Origin of the sequence: Streptomyces luteolus (assembly GCF_029968015.1) — a bacterium.
Lineage (GTDB): Bacteria > Actinomycetota > Actinomycetes > Streptomycetales > Streptomycetaceae > Streptomyces > Streptomyces luteolus.
Map to the genome: position 1 here is coordinate 62248 of NZ_JASCIS010000034.1, position 23896 is coordinate 86143.

Consider the following 23896-nt stretch of genomic DNA (forward strand, 5'->3'; position numbering starts at 1 on the left):
GCCCGAACGACGCCGTGCTTTCGTACGGGGCGACGGGCGTGAGACGCGTCCCTCTTCGTAGGTTCCTCCACGTGGACGACGCACATGTCCGGCGCCGCCGGGCTCACTCCTCCCCCTGTCCGTTCGCGGCCCTTCTGTCCGCCCTTCTGTCCGCTCTTCTGTCCGCCCTTCTGTCCGCTCTTCCTATCCGCTCTCTATTCGTTCGTGAACTCCTCGACCACCGTCGCGCCCAACTCCCGCACGATCAGGTCGTGTCCGGAGAGCGCCGAGTCGTCCAGGTCCGGGTCGTCGTCCGCCGGGACGTCGTCCTCGATGGAGTACGGCGGGGGTTCCGGGGCGGTGGGTTCGGGCCGCGGGGCCGGGGACGACTGCGCGGGGGCCGAGGCCTGCGGCGGTGCGGGGCGCTGCGGAGCAGAGGCCTGGGGCTGCTGGGGCTGCGCGGGGGCCTGGGGCTGGGACGGGGGCTGGGGCGCGGGCTGGCGGGGAGCCGGTGCGCCGCCGCCGAAGTTGGCCGCGGCGGGCGGCGGCGCGGCCCCGCCCGACGGGTCGACGATGGCCTCGATCTTCCAGTGCGCGTGGAACTGCTCGGCCAGGGCCTGGCGGAGCACGTCCTCGCTGCCGCTGCTCATGAAGTTGTCCCTGGCACCGGCGTTGATGAAGCCGAGCTGCAGCGTCTGGCCGTCGAACCCGGCCACCGACGCGTTCTGGCTGAGCAGGATCCAGGTGAAGCGGCGGCGGTTCTTGACCGCCTCCAGGATGTTCGGCCACAGGCTGCGGGCGTCCATCCCTCCGGCGGGCGGACCTGCCGGGGTGGCACCGCCCGGCGGCCCCTGCGGAGGCTGCTGTGCCTGAGGCGCGGCGGCCGGCGCCGGGCTCGGCGCGTTCGGACGACCACCGCCCGCGGGGGCGGCCGTGGGCCAGGCACCGGGACGCGCGGCGGGGGCACCGCCCGAGGGGGCAGCACCCTGAGCGGGGCCACCGCCGGAACCCGCACCGCCGCCGGAACCCGCGCCGGAGACCGTAGGCCAGGCACCGGGCGCGGACGTGGACGAGGACGCGGGCGTGGACGAGGACCCGGACGAGGACCCGGACGTGGACGCGGACGCGGGCGTGGACGAGGCAGGCGGGCCGCCGGCCTGCGCGGCCGGGGTCATCGGGGCGGCTGCCGGAGCGGTGGGCTCCGCGGGCGCCGGGGCGGGCTCGGCGGGAGCGGGCGCCGGGGCCGCCGGGGTGGGGGGCGGCGCCGGAGGCGTGGCTTCCGGGGCGGCGGGGGCAGGGGCCGGAGCGGCACCGGCCGGAGTGGCACTGGCCGGAGTGGCACCGGCCGGAGCCGCGCCCCCGCCACGGACCGCGGCACGCGCGGCAGCGGGACCACCGCCGGGAGGCACAGCGGGACCGGACGGCGGCACGGGCGCGTGGGCGTCGGGCCCCGGCGCGTACCCCATCGCGGGAGCGTGGGCGCCGGTGCTGAAGTTCCCCCCGCGCTCCAGGCGGTCGAGCCGGGCGAGGACGGCGCGCTCGTCGTCGTACGCGGCGGGCAGCAGCACGCGCGCGCAGATCAGCTCCAGCTGGAGCCGCGGCGAGGTCGCGCCGCGCATCTCCGTCAGGCCCTCGTTGACGAGGTCGGCGGCGCGGCTCAGCTCGGCGGCGCCGAAGACCCCGGCCTGCGCCTGCATGCGCTCCACGACATCGGCGGGGGCGTCGATCAGGCCCTTCTCGGCGGCGTCCGGAACGGCGGCGAGGATGACCAGGTCGCGCAGCCGCTCGAGCAGGTCGGCGACGAAGCGGCGCGGGTCGTTGCCGCCCTCGATGACGCGGTCCACCACCTCGAAGGCGGCGGCGCCGTCACCGGCCGCGAAGGAGTCGACGACGGAGTCGAGCAGCGAGCCCTCCGTGTACCCGAGCAGGGCGGTGGCCATGGCGTACGTCACACCGTCCGCGCCCGCGCCCGCGAGGAGTTGGTCCATGACGGACATGGAGTCACGGACGGATCCGGCACCGGCCCGCACGACGAGCGGCAGCACGCCGTCGGCGACGGGGATGTCCTCCCTGCCGCAGACCTCCCCGAGGTAGTCCCTCAGGGTGCCGGGCGGGACAAGACGGAAGGGGTAGTGGTGCGTACGCGAGCGGATCGTGCCGATGACCTTCTCGGGCTCCGTCGTCGCGAAGATGAACTTGAGGTGCTCCGGGGGCTCCTCGACCACCTTCAGGAGGGCGTTGAAGCCCGCCGAGGTAACCATGTGGGCCTCGTCGATGATGTAGATCTTGTACCGACTGCCGGCCGGGCCGAAGAAGGCCTTCTCGCGCAGATCACGGGCGTCGTCCACGCCACCGTGCGAAGCCGCGTCGATCTCGATGACGTCGATCGAACCCGGTCCGTTGCGCGCGAGGTCGCGGCAGGACTGGCACTCGCCGCAGGGGGTGGGAGTGGGACCTTGCTCACAGTTGAGGCAGCGCGCCAGGATGCGCGCGCTGGTCGTCTTGCCGCAGCCGCGCGGGCCACTGAACAGGTACGCGTGATTGACCCGGTTGTTCCGCAGCGCCTGCTGCAGCGGGTCGGTCACATGTTCCTGCCCGATGACCTCGGCGAACGACTCCGGGCGATAACGGCGGTACAGCGCAAGGGACGACACGCATACGAGGTTATCGGTGCCCACTGACAACCGGCCCCGCCCGCATCCGTCGCCCCCGCACCCGCCCCCGCTCCCGCTCCCGCCCCCGGAAACGCAAGCGCCCCCCACGCACCCGCCAGAGCCGACCTACCCTTGCTGCCTTCCGGCCCTGGGGGAGTTCAGTCAGATAGCGCCACGTGAGGGGCTGCGCCAAGAGTACATGCTCCGGGCCGGGGGGAACGAGTTCGCGAGCACTCCTCAACGTCTTGTATTGTTTGCCGCGGAGGATTCGCCTAGAGGCCTAGGGCGCACGCTTGGAAAGCGTGTTGGGGGCAACCCCTCACGAGTTCGAATCTCGTATCCTCCGCCAGTGCCTCACCGGGCACGAAGTCGAAGGGCCCCACCGTTCGCGGTGGGGCCCTTCGACGTGTGTGGTCTCAGTTTTGGTTGCAGTTAGGCCGTGTCCCCCTGGGGCTCGTGGTCGCGCCAGGAGAGGGCCACAAGGAGCAGGCCGCCGCAGACGATGAAGGCGTCGGCCAGGTTGAAGGTTGGCCACCAGCCCGAATGCAGGTAGTCGGTGACGACGCCGTCGGCGGCCCGGTCGATGAGATTGGCGGGCGTGGCCGCCATGCTCATCGGCATCGAGCTTCAGGTCCGCCGCATCGAGGAGCCCTGCCTTCGGCACGTTCACGGGGCCGCCTGGCAGGAGTACGCCGCTCGTACCGGCCGCTTCGTGCCCGGCCTCGGTCGCCTGCGCTGACCGGTGCCGATCCAGTCATACGGCCAGGTCAGAGCTTCACCTAGCTCCTGTACGCCGCCGCCGGAGAGTGGGCCGAGCCTGGCGATCCGGAGGCCAGCAAGACGTCAAGGTGACGGCTGCGCCGCTCTCGCCGAGAGGCAGGCGGGCGGTCCCACGGCAGCAGCGGTCACCGCTCTTCGGGAGGCGTGGGCGTCGTGACTCCCTCGATGATGTGGCACACCAGCGCTTCGTCGCCGCGGCCGACCGCCTGGTCGGCCTGGGCGCGGGCTCGCTTCAGGGTCGTACGCAGGGCTTTGAGGTCGGCGATGCGGTGCTCGATGTCGGCGAGGTGCTGGTCGAGGAGGTCGGTGACGAGCGCGCAGGGCTGCTCGCCGCGGCGCTGGAGGTCGAGGATGTCCTTGATCTCCTTGAGGCTGAGACCGAGGGCCTGAGCCTGGCGGATGAAGCCGAGGACGGGGACGGCGTCGTCGGTGTAGGTGCGGTAGCCGGAGGCCGTGCGCTCGGGCGGATCGATGAGCCCGTTGGCCTCGTAGAGACGGACGGCCTTGGGGCTCAGGCCGGTCCGGGCGGCGATGCGGCCGACGGTGAGCATGCTCTGAACTCCGTTCGAGGTGGGTCTCCAGTCTCTCCTTGACCTTGCCCTATGGGCAAGGTTTTAGCGTCCGGGCATGACGACGCATCAAGGCATCGCAGGGGCCGAAGAGCCCGACTGTCCGGACATGACGGTGGAGCCGCTGAGCTCGGCGTGCGCGACCGCGGTGGCCCGCGGTGAGCATGCCTGCTTCGGGATCAGCCCGTTCAACAGCTACTTCTCCACGGACCGGATTCGTGAGCTGGCCGCATGGGGCCTGGCCCGATTCGACCAGGTCGACTTCTTCGTGCCGGACGCGCCGAGTGCCTTCACCTTCGAGGCGCTGGGGTACACGCCGGAGAAGGCCGCGTGGAAGGCGCGTCGACAGGGCCAGTACACGCGCAACAAGATCGCGACCGCCCTGGGTTCGCTCGGGATGGACGGCGCGGGGGCTCGGGTCCTCGGCTGGGCCGAGCTGGACGCCAACCCGGCTTTCGGGGAATTGCACGAGCAGGGGCTGAAGCAGTACGCGAACGACGACGACTTCCGTGCCGCCTGCCGAGAGGCCACGTCCTGGGTGCTTGCGGGGAAGCTGCCTGGCGGGCAGGCACCGGACGAGACACAGGTCGAGCACGCCGTGCGCTACTTCCTTGCCGAGCTGCCGCTGTTCCTCGACACCCCGGCGATCGTCGGCACCGAGGCGTCGGTCTTCTGCTACCACCAGCCGCCCGATGTGCTCCGCCGCTTGTACGCAGGCGAGTTGGGATGGCGGCCCGCGGCGGGGCAGGGCTTTGCCGTGGTCACCCCGGCGGGCCGCGCATGACCACGGAAGGGAGATCCATAGTGTCCACGACGTCGCAGGCACCGGATACGGCTGCTGACCACGCGGTCGAGCTGTCGATCAGCGGGATGACGTGCGCCTCGTGCGTGGCACGGGTCGAGCGCAAGCTGGGACGGCTGCCTGGCGTGAACGCCACGGTGAACCTGGCGACCGCGACCGCGCATGTCACCCGCGAGGACCCCGCCGTAGAAGTGACGCAGCTGATCGCGGCCGTCGAGGCCATCGGATACGGCGCCCAGCTCCCCCGCCCCGCCGAGAGCACCGCCCTTGAAGAGGCGGAGGTCGACGCCGAGCAGGCACATGTGGCCGGGCTACGGCGCCGCCTGACCGGCTCGGCCCTGCTCGGGCTGCCGGTGGTGGCCGTGTCGATGATCCCCGCGCTGCACTTCGCGGGATGGGGCTGGATCGCTCTTGCACTGGCGACGCCAGTGGTGGCGTGGGGTGCGTGGCCGTTCCACCGGGCGTCGGCGCTCAATCTCCGGCACGGCTCCGCGACGATGGACACCTTGGTGTCGCTGGGTGTGCTGGCCGCGTATCTGTGGAGTCTGGGCACGCTCATCGCGGGTGGGGAGCACCTGTATCTGGAGGTCGCTGTCGTCCTGACGGCGTTCCTGCTGGCCGGACGGTTCTTCGAGGCGCGCGCCAAGCGGCGGGCCGGGGACGCGATCCGGGCCCTGATGGACCTGGGCGCCAAGGACGTCGCCGTCCTGCGTGACGGGGCGGAAGTCCGCATCCCCGTCGATGAGTTGACGGTCGAGGACCTGTTCGTGGTGCGGCCCGGGGAGAAGATCGCCACGGACGGAGAGGTCGTCGAGGGCGCCTCGGCGGTGGACGAGTCCCTGCTGACCGGCGAGAGCGTACCCGTGGACGTCGAGCCCGGCTCCGCCGTGACCGGGGCGACCGTCAACAGCCACGGCCGTCTGGTCGTACGGGCCACGCGTGTCGGGGCGGACACCAAGCTGGCTCAGATCGCCGCCCTGGTGGAGCGCGCCCAGACCGGCAAGGCGGCGGTACAGCGCCTCGCGGACCGGATATCGGCCGTGTTCGTACCGGTCGTCATCGCGCTGGCGGCGGGCACGTTCGGGGCGTGGACGCTGACCGGGGCCCCGGCGGCGACCGCCCTGGCAGCGGCCATCGCCGTCGTGATCATCGCCTGTCCGTGCGCACTCGGCCTGGCCACGCCGACCGCGCTCATGGTCGGCACCGGGCGCGGCGCACAACTGGGCCTGCTGATCCGTGGTCCGGAGGTCCTTGAGTCGACACGGCGGATCGACACCGTCGTACTGGACAAGACCGGCACGGTCACCGAGGGCCGGATGCGCCTGGTCGGCGTCATACCCGCCGACGGCGAGGACGAGCAGGAGGTGCTGCGGCTCGCCGGCGGTCTTGAAGATGCAAGCGAGCATCCGATCGCCGCCGCCATCGCGAACGCCGCACGGGAACAGCTCGGTTCGCTCCCTGCCGTGGCCGGCTTCGCCAACAGCCAGGGCCGGGGCGTGACCGGGCAGGTCGAGGGCCGAACGGTGCGGGCGGGCCGGTCCGCCTGGCTCACGGAGCAGGGCCAGGACCTGCCCGAGGACCTCGACCGGGCCCGGCGAGAAGCCGAAGCCGAAGGCCGTACGGTCGTCTTCGCCGGCTGGGACGGACAGGTTCGCGGCGCGCTGATCGTCGCCGACACCGTGAAAGCGACCAGCGCTCATGCTGTCGCGGATCTCAAGCGACTCGGGCTCACGCCCGTACTGCTGACCGGCGACAACACTGCCGCTGCCCGCGCGGTGGCCACCGAGGTAGGCATCGACCAGGTCATCGCCGAGGTCCACCCCGAGGACAAGGTCGCCGAGGTCCAGCGTCTGCAGGCGCAGGGCCGAGTGGTGGCGATGGTCGGCGACGGCGTCAACGACGCGGCCGCCCTCGCCCAAGCCGACCTGGGCCTGGCCATGGGTACGGGCACGGATGCGGCCATCGCAGCCTCTGATCTCACACTCGTACGCGGGGACTTGAGGGCGGCGGCGGATGCGATCCGGCTTGCCCGGCGCACCCTTCGTACGATCAAGGCCAATCTGTTCTGGGCCTTCGCCTACAACGTCGCCGCTCTGCCACTGGCCGCGCTCGGCCTGCTCAACCCGATGATCGCGGGCGGGGCTATGGCGTTCTCGTCGGTGTTCGTGGTGAGCAACAGCCTGCGTCTGCGGCGCTTCCGGCCTCTGCACTGACCCACAGGCGCTTGCGTCATCTGTTTGAGGTGTCGGGAGATGGGGATGGCAAAGAGGCCGAGGAGGGCGATCTGGAGGCGGGGGGTGCGGCCGCCAGGGCGGCGCCCCCCGTAGTGCAGGGCTCGGAGTCCTGGCCGGTGGCTTCAAGTGGCGGCGACCCCTCGCCCCGTCAGGTCCTGTACTCCAGTTCCGTCAGCGCGTCCCTTCTGACGCTCGGGGCCACCTCGTACAGGTCAAGGTCCTGCACGTACTTCACCAGCGCCTCGCGTGCTGCGCTGAGCTGCTCCATAAGGCTCTCTCCGCTGAACTGATGCGGGAGGACGATGCGGCGGAACTCCTCCTGCGTAATAGCGCCGGCGAGCAGCTTCTCCGCCAGCCACAACCGGGTTCGTTCCCGGATCGCGAAGGTCAGATGGATGCTGTGCTCTTCGGATTCGAGTACGTGCGGGTTGTGGACCCAGCCGCGCGGGAGCAGGAGCGACTGGCCGGCCTTGAGGTCGACCTCCATGTCAGGACCGGCCGCCTCCCACGTGGGGATGTACTCGTCCTTCCACACGCGGAAGCTCTCGTTGTGCTCGCGCATCGGCGCGGTGACCGGTGGCCGCCAGAGCTGCCAGCGCTTCGTCCCGGCGATCTGGACGATCACGGCCATCTGCTGGTCCCAGTGGTGGCGGAGTCCCTGGTGGCCGGGCGGGGTCAGGAAGGCGTGGATGTAGTTCGAGTAGCCGGTCTCCGTCTGGATGGCCTCGGAGATCTCGGCCAGGGCCGGGACAACACGTTGGAGGTTGCCGAGGCGGATGGTGTAGCCCTGCTCGTACAAGCGCACCAGCTTCGCGCGGTCCGTACGGCCGTCCGTCATGTACGCGTTCTGGCTCAGCGACGGGTTCGGCGCTTTGACGGCCGCGATCTCGTGGGCCGGGACGGTGCCCATGTAGAGGTAGCCCCGGACGGACTCCGCGGTGACGGCCTCGTCGAGTGCAGGCCGGCCGCGGTCGTACATGCGGGGCTCGTCCGGCCACGAGGTCAGTAGTTCGGTGACGCCTTCCTCGGGCAGCAACAGGCGCAGCGACATGGCGTCGACTCCTTATGACGGCGGGAGCGGGCAGGCGATCTCGGGGTGGAACCGGTTCGGGCAGCACACGATGGAGAACGAGATCAGGCGTTCCGACGGCGTGTAGTACACCCAGCTCACGTCAACGCCACGGGGCAGTACGTCAGTTGCGTAATCGAGCTTGGTGTCCAGCGTGGCGTACGCCTGCTGCCTGTCCGGCCTCTCGAAGGGCGGGTTGGCCTCGTACTGCTTCGTCAGCCAGGCGAGGACGATGCCGAGGTCCGACCAGGTGCGGTCGTCGGAGATCTGGTTCTTCTTCAGGAGCCAGTAGCCGGTCATCGTGGGCGGCACGTTGCCGGTGGTGAATTCGGAGGCGGCTTCGCGGTAGCGGTCGAGGACGGCCTGCTGCTTCTTGTCCTCGGGGTCGATCACCGAGGGCGGGCCGTTGGGGTGGGCGGGCCGTCGGCCTCCCTCCTTCCCGTACACCGCGGACGGTCCGATCCACGGTCCGTATCCATGCCAGTGCCCTGACCAGCTCATTTGGGTGCCCTTCTGGAGGTGCAGGGCCGCCCGCCGAAGCTGGGCGGCCCCTTTTGTCCTGGATGGGGAAGCGTCAGGCTAGAGCGCCAGGCCCCGCTTCTTGGCCCAACCGAGGACGAAGTCGTCCACCTCGGCGGCGGTGACCCGCAGCTTCTGACCGGCACCCTCGGGCTTCGAGTCGCGCAGCTCGAACGCCTCCACCGCGCCAGGGACGGCCGCGACGTCGATGCACGCCTCGTGCTCGCCGCCCAGGTTGCCGCCGCAGAAGTTCTCGAACGCGCCGTCCTCGACAGCGGGGAGGGTGTAGAGGTTCAACATGGGTGGTCCTCCTTGCGCATGTGCTGTGCGGAGAGTCGGTCTCCGCGCCGCCTTGCACTTCCACCCACCCCGGTCCGGCCTGTCCTTCTCCTGGGTATTGGCTGACTGGCGTGGGGGCTGGGCTCCGCCCCGCGAGGGTGAGTCGAGCGGGGAGGCCCGGGTGAAGTCACCTCGGGGGCGGAAGTTCACTGCGTCCGGTCATCGGTTCACGCCGGCCGTTGCGATCCCGTACGCCAGCACCGCGACGAGCACGGCGAGGGCCAGGACGTAGACCGTCTGTTGAGACCTCGGACTCACGAGCCGCCTGCTTCGCGTCTCTCCTGGTAGACCCGGAGCAGCTTGCGCGTCAGCAGTGCTACGTCGCGGTTGTAGAAGAAGACGCTGAAGGCCGACGCATCCTCGCCGGGGCGCGACGGCAGGTTGAGCAGCCTGTACGCGCGGATGATCAGGTCGCGGACCTCAGGATCCTCATCAGCCCCCAGCTCCTCCCCGAGGAGCAACTGCAAGTGACCCACGACTGCCGGGGTTTTGCTGTCGAGCGACGGCCGGGTAGAGGTCGCCATCTGCATCGCGAGAACCGTCTCCGTGCTGTCCTCGATCAACTCCACATCGAGAGGCAGGGATTCGAGACCGGCCACATCGTGCTGTTCGGACACGGCAGACACCACGCAACTCCCCTCGGGCCGCACGGTTTGCGGCTGCCTTGGCTGCTCGGTTCGGCACCGAACGTAGAGCGGCCCGCAGCCAACTCCCAAGAGGATTGCGGTGAATTGCAGCAAGTCGATTGACGGGCCCGAACGCTCCATCAACCATCAGCGAGTGCGCAATCCCGCGCAAGGCAGACGACGGGAGAGTGACCATGAAGCTACGGTTCCTTGGTAAGAACTCCACCCCCGGAGACAGCCCCACCCTGTATGCCAGCGACCAGGACAGCTACGTCGTACAAGGCTGGAAGGTCTACGCCCAAGACTTGCTGACGCAGCTCGATGTGCCGGAGGGGCAGACGGCCGTGGAGGTGCCGACGGAACTCTTCGAGCACCTGACGAAGGACGGTCTCGCTCATGGTGAGATCCGAAGGTTCCAGGCCCCGATCATGCTCGTCACCGAACAGGGCACATGCATCGTGCAGGGGCCGGTGATGCGCGATGCCGAGGCTCTGAGCCAGATGCGTTTGCCTGACTACGAGGATTGCGTCGAGGTCCCCAAGTCCTCGATCACGGCCCTACTGGAGGAGAGCAGTGGACCTGATCACCAGCGCCCAGCGTGACGAGCTGTTCAACAGCTTCGAGCGCGATGCGTTCCACCTGGAATTGAGGGACGACTACGGGTCCCCCGTCGAGGACACCCCCTACGCGCGGTGGCAGAAGGGCGAGCCCGACGGCTACGAGTGGCTCGACCCCTGGGTGACACTCATGAAGCGGGTGACCGGAGAGGGGAAGACGGTACGCCGAGTCCGGGTGATCACGGAGCCGCATTCGCAGTACGTCAGGTGGGAGCACTCACTGACGCACCTCAACATCGAGGCCGGCGAGGACATCCGGTGGCTGCCGCGGCACCGTTTGCCCGAGGGAGTCGCCTTCCCCGTCGACGGCAACGACTGGTGGCTGTACGACGATCGCCTACTTGCGGTCGGGCACTTCGACTCCGAAGGGCGAGTCCTGGGCTCGCAGATCATCGAGGCCCCGGACACCGTGGCCGAGTGCGTTCGGCTGCGGAACCAGCTCTGGGCCTCCGCCATCAAGCACTCCGAGTACAAGCCCTGACCGATCAGTGAGCAATCGAGCACAGGCGACACGAGAGGCGCTGGGCGCCAGGCTGCGTGGGTTCCGCAAGGACGCGGGATTCAGCAGCGGCAAGGCTTTCGCCGAGGCCACCGGCTGGCACGAATCCAAGGTCTCTCGCATCGAGACGGGCAAGCAGAACGCGAGCGAGGGCGACCTCCGCGTCTGGTGCGCTCTGACCGGGCGCGAGGGCGCCCTCGACGACCTCATCGCGACACTCCGCCACATCGACGAGCTGTGGTTGGAGTGGCGCCGGCAGCTCCAAGGGGGTGCCGAGAAGCGCCAGAAGAAGTCCCTGTCGCTCTACAGACGAACCAAGGTCTTCCGAATATGGGAGCCGAACGTCATCTGGGGCACCATCCAGACCGCTGCCTACGCCGAGGCAATCTTCCAGGAAGCAGCCGACCTGTACGGAACGCCGGCAGACACGGAAGCCGCCGTGGCGAAGCGACTTGAGCGCCAGGGGTACCTGTCAGCGGGGGACCGGATTTTCAACGTGGTCCTCGGTGAGCAGGCTCTCTACTCGAACCATGGTGGGGCGGGGGTGATGCGAGGAGCACTCGACCGGCTGATGAACGTGATGTCGCTCCCGAGACTGAGCCTCGGCATCGTCCCCCGTGATGCGCAGCTCGGAATCTGGGTCGGACACGGCTTCTCCATGTTCGACGACAAGCTCGTCATGGTGGAGACCTACTCTGCGGAGATGTCCATCACGGCGCCGGGCGAAATCGAGACGTACATGAAGGCATTTGAGCTGCACCGGCAGCTCGCGGTGTACGGCCGACCCGCCAGAGAGCTGGTCCAGGCGGCGTTTGACCATTTCAACCGACGGGAGTGAGGGCAATGGCGGAGGAGCCGAATTGGCGCACCAGCTCCTACACCACCCATGAAAGCTGCGTCGAAGTCGCCGACAACGACCCGTACCTGGTCCGCATCCGCGACACGAAGGCACGCACGCTCGGCGAGGTGACCGTCCAGCCCGTCGCGTGGAAGGCGTTCGTTGACTTCTGCAAGGCGGCGCTGGGCTTGCTACCTCAGCGATGAGGACTGGTCGAGGAGGGCGGGAGCCGCGGAGGAATTCAAGACAGCCGGCCGTGGTGTGAAATGCCTGGTAAAAGGGCCGTTGTGCGTGAGCGGATGTGCTGTCAAGGTGCGTCACCGCCTGGACCACGCGGCATTCCCAGCACTGTCTGACCTGGCAGTCCTGGACAGACAGGGACCGCCGGGATCTCACCGGACGAGCCTCTCCACGACTTTTAATCCATTGGTTGTGGGTTCGAGTCCCACACGGCCTACGACGCGAGGGTCTACGGAAACCCCGTCTGACCTGCTGAGAAGCGCCCGGCTCCACTTCGGTGGGGGCGGGCGATTCTTTGTTTCGCGGTGCTTGCGATGCGGCAGCCGACCTCTCAATTGCGCTCTTGTGAAACGAATTTGGCGGTCATGCGGTCATGCGGTCATGCGGTCACGAGAACGGAGGGACGGACATCGGCGTGGGTGGAGGTCTGGACAAAGCCTCATCGGATTCTCGGTGTCTTCCTGCCGTAGCAGGCAGGTACGTCCCTTCGCGATGATGCCCCGCATGACCCCTGACCAGAGCCTCACCACTCGTCGGCCCACGTACTCGGCACCCGTGGTGTCCGGTGCAGGAGCGGCGATCGGCGTGCTGGGCGGGATGATCGGGCTGGGCGGCGCGGAGTTCCGCCTGCCCCTGCTGATCGGCCTCTTCGGTTTCGCCGCGCTGTCGGCCGTCATCCTGAACAAGGCGATGAGTCTGGTCGTGGTCCTGGTCGCGCTGCCCGCCCGGCTTGCGGCGGTCCGGGCCGCCGAGGTGGCCGCACGCTGGCCGGTCGCGGTCAACCTGCTGGCGGGCAGCTTGCTCGGTGCCTGGGCGGGAGCGAGCTGGGCTGTGCGTATGCGCAGCGCGACCTTGTACAAGGTGCTGGCGGTGCTGATGGTGCTCATGGCGGCCGCCCTGGTCGTCACCCACACCACCACCCTGGACACGCTCGCGCTGCCTCTCTGGGCGCAGGTGCCGTGCGGCGTGGCGGCCGGCTTCGGTATCGGGGTGGTCGCGGCGATCATGGGCGTGGCCGGCGGTGAACTGCTGATCCCGACGATCGTGTTGCTGTTCGGGGAGGACATCAAGACTGCCGGGAGTCTCTCCCTGCTGGTCTCCCTGCCGACGATGCTGGTCGCGTTCGCCCGCTACAGCCGGGACGGCAGCTTCGCCGTCCTCGGCGCGAACCTCCGCTTCACTCTGGTCATGGCCACGGGCTCCATCGCCGGCTCGGTCCTGGGTGGACTACTCCTGGGCGTGTTCCCGGACTTGGTCCTCATCCCCCTGCTGGCGGTGATCCTGCTCGTCTCCGCCGTCAAGCTCGGCCGCCACGACTGATGAGCCGACAGGTGGCCGGTCCCGTATCGCTGCCCGGCCCCGGGAGGCGTCTTTGCGGTGAGGCCCCCAGAGCGACGGTTCCGGCCAGCACAGACAGCACGGCGAGCACACCGAACAGTGCGGGATAGCCGCCCAACGGCACGGCAAGGGCGACGCCCGCGAATGGAGCCAGGGCCGACGCCGTGGTGGTGGGTGCGGCGAGCAGGCCGGAGAGGCGGCCGTAGTGGGTGGTGCCCCAGCGGTCGGTGACGGCGGTGGCCTGGAGCAGGGTGAGGTTGCCGCGGACCGTGCCCGCGAGGACGGACAACGAGATCAACAGCCCGTACGGGCCTGGTGTGAAGGCCAACACGGCGGTGGTGAGGCCGCCGAGTGCGATGAGGGCCGTGGTGCTCGCGGTGGTGCCGGCGTGGCGGGCGAGTCCTGCGTACAGGGTGCGACCGAGGGTCTGCCCGGCGCCGCCGAGGCCCAGGGTCCAAGCAGCTTGGGCGGTCGTGTATCCGCGTTCGAGCAGCAACGGTACGAGTGCGATGACGACGGCGCTCATGGCGAACGCGGAGAGCGTGAGGGCGACCGCGAGGAGCAGGAACTGGCGGCTGCGGGCGGCTCGTTGAGCACTCCGACCAGTCTCAGTGGCGGCGGGCGGAGCTTGCGGCCAGGGGGCCTTCAGCGCGAGGGCGTGCGCCGGGATGGTCACGGCGGCGAGGATCGCGGCGAGTACGAGATAGGTGGCGCGCCACGACAGATGGTCGGCGAGCACGGCCGTCAGGGGCGCGAAGACGGTCGAGGCCAGGCCACCGGCGAGGGTGACGATCGTGAGAGCGCGTACGTGGTCAGGGGCCCACCAGCGTGTGAGCGCGGCGAAGGCCGGGTGATAGAAGATCGACGCCATGGCGAGCCCGGCCAGCAGCCAACCCGCCACGAAGACAGGCAGGTTGGGAGCGGTGGCCACGACGGCCAGGCTCGCCGTGCCGGTGACCGAACCCGTGGTCATGACGGTGCGTGGCCCGCGGTGGTCGAGGATGCGGCCGACCCGGATTCCCGCGACGGCGGAGACGAGGAGAGCGGCGGAGAACGCGGCCGTCGTGGCACCCGCCGGCCAGCCGGTGTCGGTGGTGATCTGAGGGTTCAGGACCGGGAACGCGTAGTAGACGACGCCCCAGCCGGTGATCTGCGTCAGGCACAGGGCGGGTAGCGCCGCGCGGGGCCGTGACCGGTGTGCAGTGCTGGTCGCGGCCCCGCTGGGGCGGGTGTCGACGCCGGTCATGAGCCGCAGCAGCCTCCAGCGGCTGTCGTCTCACCAGTGGTCGCCGCCGGAGCGCCGATCTCGACGAGGGCGGGGGCAGGTGCGCAGCAGCCCCCGGCAGCGGCTTCGGCTTCGGCTTCGGTCTCGGGGGTGCTGAGAAGTCCGCCGCCCTTGCACACGCCGGTCTCGGGCAGGGTGAGCTCGACGCGGTCGGCCGAGTCCAGGTCACCGGCGAGCGCGGCGACCACGGAGCGGACCTGTTCGTACCCGGTGAGGGCGAGGAAGGTCGGGGCGCGGCCGTACGACTTCATGCCGACGAGGTAGACGCCCTGCTCGGGGTGGGACAGCTCGCGGTGGCCGTGCGGGTAGACCGTGCCGCAGGAGTGCTGGTTGGGGTCGATGAGCGGGGCGAGTTCGATCGGGGCCTGGAGGCGTACGTCGAGGTCGAGGCGGACCTCGGACAGGAAGGAGAGGTCGGGGCGGAAGCCGGTCAGGACGATGGCTTCGTCAACCGGTTCGAGACGCTGCCCGTCCTCGCCCACCAGGACCAGGCGTCCATCGCCATCGCGTTCGACGGCATCGGTGCGGAAGCCAGTGACGGCCTCGGCGTAGCCCTGGTCGACCGCCGCCTTGGCGGCGAGGCCGAGCGCGCCACGGGCGGGCAACTGGTCGGCCTCGCCGCCGCCGAAGGTGGAGCCGGAGATGCCGCGACGCAGGACCCATACGGCCTTCGTGCCGATGCCGTCGTCGGACTGCGCGAGGTCGGCCAGCTGGGCGAGGGCCGTGAACGCAGAGGCGCCGGATCCGACGACGGCGGTGTGCTTGCCCGCATAACGGGCCCGTACGGACGGGTCGTTGAGGTCGGGGACGCGGTAGGTGATGCGGTCGGCGGCGGCGCGCTCGCCGAGTGCGGGCAGTCCGCTCGCGCCGGCGGGGCCGGGGATGGTCCAGGTGCCGGACGCGTCGATCACCGCGCGGGCGTGGAGGCGCTCCTCGTGGCCGTCGACGGTGCGGAGGTGCACGACGAAGGGCTGGTCCTCGCGGTCGGTGTCGACTACGCGGTCGCGCCCGGCGCGGGAGACGCCGGTGACGGTGGTGCCGAAGCGGACGCGGTCGCCGAGGACGTCCGCGAGGGGCTGGAGGTACTGCTCCGCCCAGTCGCCGCCGGTCGGGTAAGCGGCCCCGTCAGGGCGGGTCCAGCCGGTGGGGGCGAGCAGCTTCTCGGCGGCCTCGTCGGTGACCTCGGCCCAGGGCGAGAAAAGCCGTACGTGCGCCCACTCGCGCACGGCCGCCCCGGCGGACGATCCGCCCTCCAGGACCAGCGGCTCCAGGCCGCGCTCGATCAGGTGGGCGGCGGCGGCCAGCCCGATGGGGCCTGCTCCGACGACCACGACGGGGAGAGCGGGGGCGGTGGGCACGTGGTGGGTGGGCGCAGTCACGACGACTCCTCTGGTCCCTGTATCGACAATCCTGTTTCGACATCTGTCGATGGCTTGCGCTGCCAGCATCCCACCTGTTTCGATAAGCGTCAACATAGGCGTTCATCGAAGCAAGGAGTATGGACCATGGAGTACGTCGATGTCGCGGTCATCGGGGGAGGCCAGTCAGGGCTTGCTGCCGCGCACGTACTGCGCGGGCGCGGGCTGGAGCCGGTTGTCCTGGAGGCGTCGGCCGAGGCGACCGGCTCGTGGCCTGACTACTACGACAGCCTCACGCTGTTCTCGCCCGCCCGATTCAGTGCATTGCCCGACCTGGAGTTCGGCGGCGACGGCGACCGCTACCCGCACCGGGACGAGGTCGTCGAGTACCTTGCCCGTTACGCCCACCGCTTGGATGCGGAGATCCGCACCCGCACTCGCGTGGAATCCGTGGAGCGCGATGGGGCTGGGTTCGTGCTGCGTACGGACGACGGCTGCACTCTCGGGGCGGCCGGGATCGTCGCCGCCACCGGAGCCTTCGGTAATCCGCTGCGGCCTGAGCTTCCCGGTCGGCAGGGTTTCACTGGCGAGGTGCTGCACGTTGCCGACTACCGCGACCCCGCCCCGTACGCGGGCAAGCGTGTCGTGGTCGTCGGGGGCGGCAACTCAGCCGTCCAGGTCGGCCACGAGCTCGCCGAGTCCGCCACAGTCACCCTGACCAGCAGGAGCCCGGTTCAGTTCCTGCCGCAGATACGCGACGGCAGGGACCTGCACCACTGGCTGACGTCGACCGGCTTCGACCAGCTGCCGCCGGAGTGGCTGATCCATTACGTCGGCGGCACCCTCGTCCTGGACACCGGCCGCTACCGCGAAGCCCTGGAGTCGGGCCGACTGCCCCGCCGACCGATGTTCACCGCCATGGACGGCGACGAGGTCGTGTGGTCCGACGGCAGTCGCGAGCGGGCTGACGTCGTCCTGCTCGCCACCGGATACCGGCCCCAGCTCGACTACCTGGCCAAGCTCGGCGCCCTCGACGAGAACGGTCTGCCCCTGCACAGTGGCGGCATTTCCGCCACCCACCCCGGGCTCGTCTACCTGGGCCTCGAATTCCAGCGCTCCTTCGCCTCCAACACCCTGCGTGGGGTGGCGCGCGATGCGGAGTACGTGGCGGATGCGCTGGTCGCGCACGTCCGCGAGGCTCCGGCCGCCGCCGGCCTCTGAACCCGGGTATACAGCCCCTCGCCCACTGATTCGACGTGTGTCAACATAGATGCATGTCGAACACCAAGGTGCTGCCGCTGCTGGAACCGGATACGGAGTCGGGGCCGGAGTCGGTGGCGCCGTGCTGCCCGCCGCTCACCGAGAGGCCATTCACCGCCGAAGAGGCGGAGCTCACGGCGCGGATGTTCAAGGCGCTCGGCGATCCGGTGCGCCTGCGGCTGTTCTCGGCGGTCGCCTCGCACGCGGGAGGGGAGGCGTGCGTCTGCGACATCTCCGATGTCGGCGTCTCCCAGCCGACAGTCTCGCACCACCTGAAGAAGCTCAAAGAGGCTGGCCTGCTGACCTCCGAGCGGCGAGGGACTTGGGTGTACTACAGCGTCGAGCCGTCGGCGCTCGCCTCGATGGGACGGCTGCTCACCTCGGAGTGACCTTCGTGCCGCTAGCCGGACGCGAGCAGTCCGGCAACCTCACGGGCCGCGTCACGGGCCGGGCGGCCAACGCCGATGAGCGTGGCGGAGGCCGGCCCGGTCCAGTCGCCGTAGCCCAGCAGGTGCAGACGCGGTTCGCCGAGCGCGCGGGTGCCTTCAGTGGGGATGTGTCCGCGCGCGCCGCGCAGCCCGAGGGGCGCGAGGTGGGAGAGCGCGGGACGGAAGCCGGTGCACCAGATGACGGCGTCGGCCTCGGCACGGGTGCCGTCGGACCAAACGACACCGTCACGGTCGAGGCGTACGAACATGGGCGACGCCTTCAACAGCCCGGCGTCCCGCGCTTCCCGCACTGGAGGCACGGCCACGATGTCGCCCAGCGCGGCGACGCCGCCGGTGTCCGCACGGCCTGCTTCCAGCGCTTGTCGGCGGGCGGTGGCCGCGTCGAAGAGCGCCCGGCCGTCGATGTCGTCGGGCAGGTAGCGGGGCGGCCGCTGGATGGCCCAGGTCAGGTCGGTGTCGTACGCGAGGTCCGCGGCGATCTGAGCGCCGGAGTTGCCGCCGCCCACGACTACGACGCGCTGACCGGCGAAGTCGGACGGGCTGCGGTACTCGGCGGTGTGCAGCTGGCGGCCCTCGAAGTGGCCGCGCCCTGGGAGCGCGGGGATGAACGGACGCCACCAGGTGCCGGTCGCGCTGATCACCGCGCGGGCGGTCCAGTGGCCCGCGTCGGTCTCGACGCGCAGCTGTTCGCCGTCCCGGTGGACGCCGAGGACGCGTACCGGCCGCTGGACCGGCAGCTCGTAGCGCTTCTCGTACTCCCGCAGGTAGGAGACGACATGCGCTGCGTCGGGGTACGTCTCGCCCGGTTGTCCCGGCATCGGGCGGCCCGGCAGGGACGAGAAGGCCGCCGGGGAGAAGAGGTGGAGCGAGTCCCAGGCGTGCTGCCAGGCGCCGCCCGGCGTGGACTGGCCGTCGAGCACGACGAAGTCCACACCGAGGCGGCGCAGGTGGTAGGCGGCGGCGAGACCTGCCTGGCCGCCGCCCACGATCACCACATCGGTCCGCTGCACGGTCATCCGGCCGGGGCGAACTTCTTGCGCCAGGCCAGCGAGACGTAGACCAGGGCGATCAGGACCGGGACCTCGATCAGCGGGCCGACCACTCCGGACAGGGCCTGGCCGCTCGTCACGCCGAAGGTGGCGATGGCGACGGCGATCGCCAGCTCGAAGTTGTTGCCTGCCGCGGTGAAGGCGAGCGTCGCGGTGCGGTCGTACGAGAGGCCGATGGCCTTGCCCAGCAGGAACGGGCCGAAGAACATGACGGCGAAGTAGACCAGGAGCGGCAGCGCGATGCGCACCACGTCGAGGGGCTGCGAGGTGATCGTCTTTCCCTGCAGGGCGAAGAGGATGACGATCGTGAAGAGCAGGCCGTAGAGGGCCCACGGGCCGATCTTGGGCAGGAACTTGGACTCGTAGCGCTCGCGGCCGAGCTTCTTCTCGCCGAGGCGGCGGGTGAGGAAGCCTGCGAGGAGCGGGATGCCCAGGAAGATGACGACGTTCAGGGCGATCTTCCACATGGAGATGTCGAGGTTCTCGCCTTCGCCGAGGCCCAGCCAGCCAGGCAGCAGGTCGAGGTAGAACCAGCCGAGGACGCCGAAGAGCAGGACCTGGAAGACCGAGTTGAGGGCGACGAGGACGGCGGCGGCCTCGCGGTCGCCGCAGGCCAGGTCGTTCCAGATGATCACCATGGCGATGCAGCGGGCCAGGCCGACGATGATCAGGCCGGTGCGGTACTCGGGGAGGTCCGGCAGGAAGATCCAGGCCAGGGCGAACATGACCGCCGGGCCGATGATCCAGTTGATGACGAGGGACGAGACCATGAGCTTGCGGTCGCCGGTGACCGCGTCGAGCTTGTCGTAACGGACCTTCGCCAGGACCGGGTACATCATGATCAGCAGGCCGATGGCGATGGGCAGCGAGATGCCGCCGATCTCGACCTTGGCCAGGACGTCGTTCAGGCCCGGGATGGCCCGGCCGAGCCCGAGGCCCACGGCCATGGCGAGCAGGATCCACACCGCCAGGAAGCGGTCGAGAGTGGAGAGCTTGGCGACGACCGAGGATTCCTCGATGGTCGTCGCGGGTGCTTCGGTGCGGGTCACGGACAGGCTCGCTTTCGGTCTGCTTCAAGGGTCGTGCGCGCGGTGCCGGCCAGCGTGGCGAAGTGGGCCGCCAGGTCGTCCAGGACCTCGGGGTGCAGCTTGTAGTAGGTGAAGCGGCCGCACGGCTCCGTCTCCACCACGCCCGCCTCGCGCAGCACACGCAGGTGGTTGGACAGGTTCGTCTGCCGCGCGCCCGTCTCCTCCACCAGGTGACTGGTGCACAGCGTCTCGTGGGCGAGCAGGGTCACGATCTGAAGCCTGAGCGGGTCGGCCAGAACCCGGATCAGTTCAGTGTTGGCTGACGTCATCATGGACTGATACTCTCACATCAGCGGTGGCTGACGCCACCGGGTGCTGATGTCACTTCAGCGTGATGCCGTCGCGAGACAAGAGAGACCCCGATGTCCGAGAAGCCCTCCGTACTGTTCGTGTGTGTCCACAACGCAGGCCGCTCCCAGATGGCCGCCGCGTGGCTGACCCACCTGGCGGGCGACCGGGTCGAGGTCCGCTCGGCCGGCTCCAACCCCGGCAAGGAAGTGAACCCGGCCGCCGTCGAAGCGATGCGCGAGGTCGGCATCGACATCTCCGCCGAGGCCCCGAAGATGCTGACCGTGGACGCGGTCAAGGAGTCCGACGTCTGCATCACCATGGGCTGCGGCGACACCTGCCCCGTCTTCCCCGGCAAGCGCTACCTCGACTGGCAGCTGGAGGACCCGGCCGGTCAGGGCGTAGACGCCGTACGACCGATCCGTGACGAGATCAAGGGCCTCGTGGAGGGCCTGATCGCCGAGATTGCCCCGGAGGCTGCGAAGTGAGCGAGCTGCAGGAACAGCAGGACGCGCAGGCACAGCAGGACGTACGGAACGTCATCGTCGTCGGCTCCGGGCCCGCCGGATACACCGCCGCCCTCTACACCGCGCGCGCCTCCCTGAAGCCGCTGGTCTTCGAGGGTGCCGTCACCGCGGGCGGCGCGCTCGTGCAGACCACCGAGGTCGAGAACTTCCCCGGCTTCCAGGACGGCGTCATGGGCCCCGAGCTCATGGACAACATGCGCGCCCAGGCCGAGAAGTTCGGCGCCGAGCTGATCCCCGACGACATCGTCTCCGTGGACCTGACCGGCGACATCAAGACCGTCACCGACACCGCCGGCACCGTGCACCGCGCCAGGTCCGTGATCGTCGCGACGGGTTCCCAGCACCGCAAGCTGCACCTCGACCACGAGGACGAGCTGTCCGGACGCGGCGTCTCGTACTGCGCGACCTGCGACGGCTTCTTCTTCCGCGAGCACGACATCGCCGTCATCGGCGGCGGCGACACCGCAATGGAAGAGGCGACCTTCCTCTCCCGCTTCGCCAAGTCCGTGACGATCGTGCACCGCCGCGACAGCCTGCGCGCCTCCAAGGCCATGCAGGACCGCGCCTTCGCCGACCCGAAGATCAAGTTCGCCTGGGACAGCGAGGTCGCCGAGATCCACGAGAAGGACGGCAAGCTCGGAGGGCTGACGCTGCGCAGCACGACGACCGGCGACCTCACCGACCTCCCCGTCACCGGGCTGTTCGTCGCCATCGGACACGACCCGCGCACCGAACTCGTCAAGGGCCAGCTGGACCTGGACGACGACGGCTACCTGAAGGTGGCCTCGCCCTCCACCCGTACGAACATCCCCGGCGTCTTCGCGGCGGGCGACGTCGTCGACCACACCTACCGCCAGGCCATCACCGCCGCCGGCACCGGCTGCGCCGCCGCCCTGGACGCCGAGCGCTACCTCGCGGCCCTCGCCGACAACGACAACTAGGAGGAGTCGCCATGGCCCTCAAGAACACCACCGACGCCTCCTTCGAGGCCGACGTCCTCACGAGCGGCAAGCCCGTGCTCGTCGACTTCTGGGCCGCCTGGTGCGGGCCGTGCCGCCAGATCGCGCCATCCCTGGAAGCGATCGCGGCGGAGTACGGCGACAAGATCGAGGTCGTCAAGCTCAACATCGACGAGAACCCCGAGACAGCGGCCAAGTACGGCGTCATGTCCATCCCGACGATGAACGTCTACGTCGGTGGCGAGGTCGCCAAGACCCTCGTCGGCGCCAAACCGAAGGCCGCGATCGTCCGCGACCTCGAAGAGTTCATCGCCGAGTGACGAACTGCGAAGACGGACGGAGGCGATGGCCGGAACATCTGCTTCCGTCCGCCTTCGATTCCTACGCTGCGAGGGTCGAGACGACGTCCGTCCTGGGCAGCCATGTCGGCAACGCCGTGGCCCGGCAGACTACGACGCTCCCGGAACAGCGGCCTTCCAAAGAGGAGCAAGGAGCGAACCAGCAGCAGCCAACCGGGCGGTGACCAGGCAGAACGCGCTGATCCGTGGTTGCAGTTCCGGTTGCATTCGCCGCCGTACAGCACCGTTCAGAAGCCCAGCCCACGTTGCCTGCACCGCAGGTCAGAACGCTCCCGCACACCGCGGAACCGGCGGACGAAGACTTGGAAAGCGTGTTGGGGGCAACCCCTCACGAGTTCGAATCTCGTATCCTCCGCCAATGCCTCACCGGGCACGAAGTCGAAGGGCCCCACCGTTCGCGGTGGGGCCCTTCGACGTGTGTGGTCTCAGTTTTGGTCTCAGTTGGGCGGGGCGAACCGCCGGGGACATCCGCGGACAGGCTTCGGCCGGCCTCTGCCAATGGTCAAACCACCGAGTGATGATCGTCGACCGCGTCGAGACCAGAATCCTCCTGGGGACTGGGATGAGGCTCCGTGGCAGCGTGCGCGCCACGCCAGCCCAAGTCGGTTCCTCGACCGGCCAGCAGAGTCGGCCACAGCCTCATTGTCAGGGGGCCAAAATAGGATGCCCGGCGGAGACTCCACCGCTTCCAGACCGCCACCCGGACACGAGCAAGGACACCCCCAACTGATGGCAGTGACCCAGCAGGAGATCGAGAACCGGTTGTGGGACGCCGCCGACGAGCTGCGCGTGGCGATGCCCGAAGCGCAGTACTCCTCGGTCGTCTTCCCTCTGATGTTCTGGAAGTACCTGTCGGACACCTGGGAGCACCAGCACCAGAAGTTTCTGGCTGAGAACGAGGACCTCGGCCTCACTGATGAGGAAGCACGTGAGGTCGAGTACAGCATTTACCAGTCGTTCGACATCCCGTTCATCCACCCTGGGACCGTCCAGAAACAACGCGCCTCTTGGTCGTCCGTCCTCGACACCGTCACCCGGCCCGGCCTCGGCCAGCGGGTCCGCGCCTCCCTGCAAGCCATCGAGACGGCCAACCCTGACAAGTTCTCCCGCCTGTTCGGGTCCATGACCTGGACGTCCGAAGCGGTGCTGCCGGGGGAGGTGCTGGCGTCGGTCATGCGGGCGATGGACCGCACCCCCAAGATGCACGAAGGCAACATGTCTCACGACGTGCTCGGCGGAGCGTACGAGTACCTGCTGAAGCGCTTCTCAGACGGTTCCGGCACCCGCGCTGGCCAGTTCTTCACCCCGCGCGAGGTCGTCGAGCTGATCATCGAACTGCTGACCCCCAAGAACAACGAGTCGGTGTACGACCCGACCTGCGGGTCAGGTGGCATGCTCATTGCCGCCGCGAGCCTCCTGAAATCCCACGGTGGGCGGGGGTACACACTCAGCCTGAACGGGCAGGAGGCGGTAACAGACACCGCCGGTGTGGCCCGCATGAACCTGTTCATGCACAACTTGACCGAGTTCAAGGTCGAGGTTGGCGACACTCTGAGGGATCCGCGCTTCAAGAAGAAGGACGGGTCCGTCAAGCAATTCGACGTGATCGTCGCCAACCCTCCTTACAGCCTCAAGTGGAAGCCCTGGACCCGCGACCCGCGCGCTATCGGAGGGGTCGCCCCACAGTCGTCAGCCGACTGGGCATTCGTGCAGCACATGATCGCCAGCATGGACCCGAAGAAGGGTCGCGCCGGCGTCGTCCTGCCACACGGCGTCCTCTTCCGAGGCGGCCAGGAGGCAGCCATCCGCAAGCGCGTTCTCGACGACGACCTGCTCGAAGCAGTCATTGGCCTGCCCGCGAACCTCTTCTACTCGACCGCCATCCCCACTGCGATCCTGGTGTTCCGTGCACCCGGCACCAAGGCCCCGGAGCGGCAGGGTGGCGTGCTGTTCGTCGATGCCTCCAAGCGGTTCGCCAAGGCCAAGAATCGCAACATCCTCACCGCCGTCGACATCGCCGACGTGGTGACCGCCTACAACTCGAAATTCGACGCAGAAGGCAACCCGGTGGACTCCGACGGAGATGGCGGACTCGCGACGCGGTTTGTCCCCACAACGGAGATCGTGGCGAACGGACACGACCTCAACATGGGCCAATACATCAAGCAGGC

At 69.2% G+C, this 23896-nt stretch carries 26 protein-coding genes, 1 tRNA gene and 1 other RNA gene; 15 read left to right on the forward strand and 13 right to left on the reverse strand.

Translation table 11 applies throughout. The features are described 5' to 3' along the window. Positions 1 to 194: 194 nt before the first annotated feature. Together QIT00_RS27650 and ffs are read right to left on the reverse strand one after the other, a co-directional pair. Positions 195 to 2633: a DNA polymerase III subunit gamma and tau gene (locus QIT00_RS27650; protein ID WP_282538134.1), complete on the reverse strand. Its 2439-nt coding sequence runs from the start codon at positions 2631 to 2633 to the stop codon at positions 195 to 197. 90 nt (positions 2634 to 2723) lie between these two features. After that, an RNA gene (gene ffs, locus QIT00_RS27655) (signal recognition particle sRNA small type) lies at positions 2724 to 2822 on the reverse strand. Between the two features lie 72 nt (positions 2823 to 2894). Here ffs and QIT00_RS27660 point away from each other — a divergent pair. Next, positions 2895 to 2982 (forward strand) — tRNA-Ser (locus QIT00_RS27660). Positions 2983 to 3065: 83 nt separating this feature from the next. Here QIT00_RS27660 and QIT00_RS27665 read toward each other — a convergent pair. Then, entirely contained in the window at positions 3066 to 3242 is a 177-nt protein-coding gene (locus QIT00_RS27665; protein WP_282538135.1) for a signal peptidase II, read from the reverse strand. On the opposite strand from QIT00_RS27665, the gene QIT00_RS27670 reads away from it, so the two are divergent. Further along, positions 3232 to 3372 carry a hypothetical protein gene (locus QIT00_RS27670; RefSeq protein WP_282538136.1) on the forward strand — a complete coding sequence of 47 codons (141 nt, stop codon included), beginning with the start codon at positions 3232 to 3234 and terminating at the stop codon, positions 3370 to 3372. The genes QIT00_RS27665 and QIT00_RS27670 overlap by 11 nt on opposite strands. A 166-nt stretch (positions 3373 to 3538) precedes the next feature. Here QIT00_RS27670 and QIT00_RS27675 read toward each other — a convergent pair whose 3' ends face one another. Next, positions 3539 to 3964 (reverse strand): heavy metal-responsive transcriptional regulator, encoded by a 426-nt coding sequence (locus QIT00_RS27675; RefSeq protein ID WP_282538137.1) that lies wholly within the window; start codon positions 3962 to 3964, stop codon positions 3539 to 3541. Between the two features lie 76 nt (positions 3965 to 4040). On the opposite strand from QIT00_RS27675, the gene QIT00_RS27680 reads away from it, so the two are divergent. After that, a complete protein-coding gene (locus QIT00_RS27680; RefSeq protein ID WP_282538138.1) occupies positions 4041 to 4766 on the forward strand; it encodes a tRNA-dependent cyclodipeptide synthase in 726 nt (241 codons plus the stop codon). After that, positions 4763 to 6997, forward strand: a complete 2235-nt coding sequence (locus QIT00_RS27685; RefSeq protein WP_282538139.1) for a heavy metal translocating P-type ATPase — start codon at positions 4763 to 4765, stop codon at positions 6995 to 6997. Before QIT00_RS27680 ends, QIT00_RS27685 begins: the two co-directional genes overlap by 4 nt. 169 nt (positions 6998 to 7166) lie before the next feature. On the opposite strand, the gene QIT00_RS27690 is transcribed toward QIT00_RS27685, so the two are convergent. The 4 genes from QIT00_RS27690 to QIT00_RS27705 form a co-directional block, all read right to left on the reverse strand. Continuing rightward, the gene (locus tag QIT00_RS27690; protein WP_282538140.1) at positions 7167 to 8069 is read right to left on the reverse strand and encodes a JmjC domain-containing protein; all 903 of its coding nucleotides are present in this window, start codon (positions 8067 to 8069) and stop codon (positions 7167 to 7169) included. 12 nt (positions 8070 to 8081) lie between these two features. After that, positions 8082 to 8588, reverse strand: a complete 507-nt coding sequence (locus QIT00_RS27695) for a hypothetical protein (protein ID WP_282538141.1) — start codon at positions 8586 to 8588, stop codon at positions 8082 to 8084. A gap of 78 nt (positions 8589 to 8666) precedes the next feature. Continuing rightward, the gene (locus tag QIT00_RS27700) at positions 8667 to 8906 is read right to left on the reverse strand and encodes a DUF397 domain-containing protein (RefSeq protein ID WP_282538142.1); all 240 of its coding nucleotides are present in this window, start codon (positions 8904 to 8906) and stop codon (positions 8667 to 8669) included. Positions 8907 to 9199: 293 nt separating this feature from the next. Beyond that, positions 9200 to 9562, reverse strand: a complete 363-nt coding sequence (locus tag QIT00_RS27705; protein ID WP_282538143.1) for a hypothetical protein — start codon at positions 9560 to 9562, stop codon at positions 9200 to 9202. A 203-nt stretch (positions 9563 to 9765) separates the two neighbouring features. On the opposite strand from QIT00_RS27705, the gene QIT00_RS27710 reads away from it, so the two are divergent. The 5 genes from QIT00_RS27710 (at position 9766) to QIT00_RS27730 (ending at position 13085) form a co-directional block, all read left to right on the forward strand. Continuing rightward, a complete protein-coding gene (locus tag QIT00_RS27710; protein WP_282538144.1) occupies positions 9766 to 10173 on the forward strand; it encodes a hypothetical protein in 408 nt (135 codons plus the stop codon). Further along, positions 10145 to 10669: a DUF6879 family protein gene (locus QIT00_RS27715; protein WP_282538145.1), complete on the forward strand. Its 525-nt coding sequence runs from the start codon at positions 10145 to 10147 to the stop codon at positions 10667 to 10669. The genes QIT00_RS27710 and QIT00_RS27715 overlap by 29 nt, the downstream gene beginning before the upstream one ends. Positions 10670 to 10676: 7 nt before the next feature. After that, positions 10677 to 11525 (forward strand): helix-turn-helix domain-containing protein, encoded by an 849-nt coding sequence (locus tag QIT00_RS27720; protein ID WP_282538146.1) that lies wholly within the window; start codon positions 10677 to 10679, stop codon positions 11523 to 11525. Between the two features lie 5 nt (positions 11526 to 11530). Further along, positions 11531 to 11731: a DUF397 domain-containing protein gene (locus tag QIT00_RS27725; protein WP_282538147.1), complete on the forward strand. Its 201-nt coding sequence runs from the start codon at positions 11531 to 11533 to the stop codon at positions 11729 to 11731. A gap of 538 nt (positions 11732 to 12269) precedes the next feature. Then, on the forward strand, positions 12270 to 13085 hold the full coding sequence (locus tag QIT00_RS27730) for a sulfite exporter TauE/SafE family protein (RefSeq protein ID WP_282538148.1): 816 nt from the start codon (positions 12270 to 12272) through the stop codon (positions 13083 to 13085). Here the strand turns inward: QIT00_RS27730 and QIT00_RS27735 are convergent. Next, a complete protein-coding gene (locus QIT00_RS27735; RefSeq protein ID WP_282538149.1) occupies positions 13063 to 14349 on the reverse strand; it encodes an MFS transporter in 1287 nt (428 codons plus the stop codon). The genes QIT00_RS27730 and QIT00_RS27735 overlap by 23 nt on opposite strands. After that, on the reverse strand, positions 14346 to 15836 hold the full coding sequence (locus QIT00_RS27740; RefSeq protein WP_408909863.1) for an NAD(P)-binding domain-containing protein: 1491 nt from the start codon (positions 15834 to 15836) through the stop codon (positions 14346 to 14348). The genes QIT00_RS27735 and QIT00_RS27740 overlap by 4 nt, the downstream gene beginning before the upstream one ends. A gap of 57 nt (positions 15837 to 15893) precedes the next feature. Here QIT00_RS27740 and QIT00_RS27745 point away from each other — a divergent pair, with 57 nt between their 5' ends. Together QIT00_RS27745 and QIT00_RS27750 are read left to right on the forward strand one after the other, a co-directional pair. Further along, on the forward strand, positions 15894 to 16967 hold the full coding sequence (locus tag QIT00_RS27745) for a flavin-containing monooxygenase (RefSeq protein WP_282538151.1): 1074 nt from the start codon (positions 15894 to 15896) through the stop codon (positions 16965 to 16967). 53 nt (positions 16968 to 17020) lie between these two features. Further along, positions 17021 to 17395 (forward strand): ArsR/SmtB family transcription factor, encoded by a 375-nt coding sequence (locus QIT00_RS27750; protein WP_282538152.1) that lies wholly within the window; start codon positions 17021 to 17023, stop codon positions 17393 to 17395. 11 nt (positions 17396 to 17406) lie between these two features. Here QIT00_RS27750 and QIT00_RS27755 read toward each other — a convergent pair whose 3' ends face one another. The 3 genes from QIT00_RS27755 to QIT00_RS27765 are packed head-to-tail and all read right to left on the reverse strand — an operon-like array spanning position 17407 to position 19864. Further along, complete coding sequence (locus QIT00_RS27755; protein ID WP_282538153.1) at positions 17407 to 18471, reverse strand: ArsO family NAD(P)H-dependent flavin-containing monooxygenase; 1065 nt, start codon at positions 18469 to 18471, stop codon at positions 17407 to 17409. Beyond that, complete coding sequence (gene arsB / locus QIT00_RS27760; protein ID WP_282538154.1) at positions 18468 to 19553, reverse strand: ACR3 family arsenite efflux transporter; 1086 nt, start codon at positions 19551 to 19553, stop codon at positions 18468 to 18470. Before arsB ends, QIT00_RS27755 begins: the two co-directional genes overlap by 4 nt. Beyond that, positions 19550 to 19864: an ArsR/SmtB family transcription factor gene (locus QIT00_RS27765; protein WP_282538155.1), complete on the reverse strand. Its 315-nt coding sequence runs from the start codon at positions 19862 to 19864 to the stop codon at positions 19550 to 19552. The genes arsB and QIT00_RS27765 overlap by 4 nt, the downstream gene beginning before the upstream one ends. A gap of 90 nt (positions 19865 to 19954) precedes the next feature. Here QIT00_RS27765 and QIT00_RS27770 point away from each other — a divergent pair, with 90 nt between their 5' ends. The 4 genes from QIT00_RS27770 to QIT00_RS27785 form a co-directional block, all read left to right on the forward strand. Further along, the gene (locus tag QIT00_RS27770; RefSeq protein WP_282538156.1) at positions 19955 to 20368 is read left to right on the forward strand and encodes an arsenate reductase ArsC; all 414 of its coding nucleotides are present in this window, start codon (positions 19955 to 19957) and stop codon (positions 20366 to 20368) included. A 5-nt stretch (positions 20369 to 20373) separates the two neighbouring features. Next, positions 20374 to 21348, forward strand: coding sequence for a thioredoxin-disulfide reductase (gene trxB, locus QIT00_RS27775; protein ID WP_282538163.1), 975 nt, complete (start codon positions 20374 to 20376; stop codon positions 21346 to 21348). 11 nt (positions 21349 to 21359) lie between these two features. Further along, complete coding sequence (gene trxA / locus QIT00_RS27780) at positions 21360 to 21686, forward strand: thioredoxin (RefSeq protein WP_282538157.1); 327 nt, start codon at positions 21360 to 21362, stop codon at positions 21684 to 21686. Between the two features lie 768 nt (positions 21687 to 22454). Beyond that, positions 22455 to 23896, forward strand: a 1442-nt coding sequence (locus QIT00_RS27785) for a type I restriction-modification system subunit M (RefSeq protein WP_282538158.1), incomplete at its 3' end; no start/stop codon positions are given.

What these genes read in the sequence shown, in the direction of transcription:
- QIT00_RS27740 (WP_408909863.1), bottom strand. Translation starts at nt 15,836, where the DNA reads ATGCTGGCAGCGCAAGCCATCGACAGATGTCGAAACAGGATTGTCGAT.
- trxA (WP_282538157.1), top strand. Translation starts at nt 21,360, where the DNA reads ATGGCCCTCAAGAACACCACCGACGCCTCCTTCGAGGCCGACGTCCTC.
- QIT00_RS27750 (WP_282538152.1), top strand. Translation starts at nt 17,021, where the DNA reads ATGTCGAACACCAAGGTGCTGCCGCTGCTGGAACCGGATACGGAGTCG.
- QIT00_RS27770 (WP_282538156.1), top strand. Translation starts at nt 19,955, where the DNA reads ATGTCCGAGAAGCCCTCCGTACTGTTCGTGTGTGTCCACAACGCAGGC.
- QIT00_RS27730 (WP_282538148.1), top strand. Translation starts at nt 12,270, where the DNA reads ATGACCCCTGACCAGAGCCTCACCACTCGTCGGCCCACGTACTCGGCA.
- QIT00_RS27710 (WP_282538144.1), top strand. Translation starts at nt 9,766, where the DNA reads ATGAAGCTACGGTTCCTTGGTAAGAACTCCACCCCCGGAGACAGCCCC.
- QIT00_RS27685 (WP_282538139.1), top strand. Translation starts at nt 4,763, where the DNA reads ATGACCACGGAAGGGAGATCCATAGTGTCCACGACGTCGCAGGCACCG.
- QIT00_RS27765 (WP_282538155.1), bottom strand. Translation starts at nt 19,864, where the DNA reads ATGATGACGTCAGCCAACACTGAACTGATCCGGGTTCTGGCCGACCCG.
- QIT00_RS27700 (WP_282538142.1), bottom strand. Translation starts at nt 8,906, where the DNA reads ATGTTGAACCTCTACACCCTCCCCGCTGTCGAGGACGGCGCGTTCGAG.
- QIT00_RS27725 (WP_282538147.1), top strand. Translation starts at nt 11,531, where the DNA reads ATGGCGGAGGAGCCGAATTGGCGCACCAGCTCCTACACCACCCATGAA.
- QIT00_RS27680 (WP_282538138.1), top strand. Translation starts at nt 4,041, where the DNA reads ATGACGACGCATCAAGGCATCGCAGGGGCCGAAGAGCCCGACTGTCCG.
- QIT00_RS27690 (WP_282538140.1), bottom strand. Translation starts at nt 8,069, where the DNA reads ATGTCGCTGCGCCTGTTGCTGCCCGAGGAAGGCGTCACCGAACTACTG.
- QIT00_RS27665 (WP_282538135.1), bottom strand. Translation starts at nt 3,242, where the DNA reads ATGGCGGCCACGCCCGCCAATCTCATCGACCGGGCCGCCGACGGCGTC.
- QIT00_RS27675 (WP_282538137.1), bottom strand. Translation starts at nt 3,964, where the DNA reads ATGCTCACCGTCGGCCGCATCGCCGCCCGGACCGGCCTGAGCCCCAAG.
- QIT00_RS27695 (WP_282538141.1), bottom strand. Translation starts at nt 8,588, where the DNA reads ATGAGCTGGTCAGGGCACTGGCATGGATACGGACCGTGGATCGGACCG.
- QIT00_RS27735 (WP_282538149.1), bottom strand. Translation starts at nt 14,349, where the DNA reads ATGACCGGCGTCGACACCCGCCCCAGCGGGGCCGCGACCAGCACTGCA.
- QIT00_RS27755 (WP_282538153.1), bottom strand. Translation starts at nt 18,471, where the DNA reads ATGACCGTGCAGCGGACCGATGTGGTGATCGTGGGCGGCGGCCAGGCA.
- QIT00_RS27745 (WP_282538151.1), top strand. Translation starts at nt 15,894, where the DNA reads ATGGAGTACGTCGATGTCGCGGTCATCGGGGGAGGCCAGTCAGGGCTT.